This window comes from Dickeya dadantii NCPPB 898 (genome assembly GCF_000406145.1).
GTDB lineage: Bacteria > Pseudomonadota > Gammaproteobacteria > Enterobacterales > Enterobacteriaceae > Dickeya > Dickeya dadantii.
The window spans coordinates 1-429 of sequence record NZ_AOOE01000046.1; the positions used below are offsets into that span (position 1 = coordinate 1).

Consider the following 429-nt stretch of genomic DNA (forward strand, 5'->3'; position numbering starts at 1 on the left):
GCGCCGGCGGGGTGGCGACCGGGCACCCTGACCATTTACCGTCACCGCAGTGAATGACGCCCCGGTAGCGGCTGCCGATACGGCTACCACCGCGGAAGACACCCCGGTCACTGTCGATGTGCTGGCGAATGACAGCGATGTGGACGGCAATCCCGCTGACGGTGACCGCCGCCACCGCCGGCAACGGCACGGTGGTGATCAACGCCGACGGCACGCTGACCTACACGCCAAAAGCCAACTTTAACGGCACCGACACCGTGACCTATACCGTCAGCGACGGCGCCGGCGGGGTGGCGACCGGGACCCTGACCATTACGGTGACGGCAGTGAATGACGCCCCGGTGGCCAGCGCGGATACGGCCACCACCGCCGAGGACACCCCGGTGACGGTGGACGTGCTGGCGAATGACGCCGATGTGGACGGCAACC

General features: G+C 67.8%; 1 protein-coding gene and 1 pseudogene. Both read left to right on the forward strand.

Going from position 1 to position 429, the window contains the following annotated elements:
• Positions 1–49: 49 nt before the first annotated feature.
• A pseudogene (locus DDA898_RS23925) lies at positions 50–106 on the forward strand (hypothetical protein); the annotation flags it as partial.
• A gap of 22 nt (positions 107–128) precedes the next feature.
• Positions 129–429: cadherin-like domain-containing protein (locus DDA898_RS00395; protein WP_201765862.1), on the forward strand; the 301-nt coding region annotated here is incomplete at its 3' end.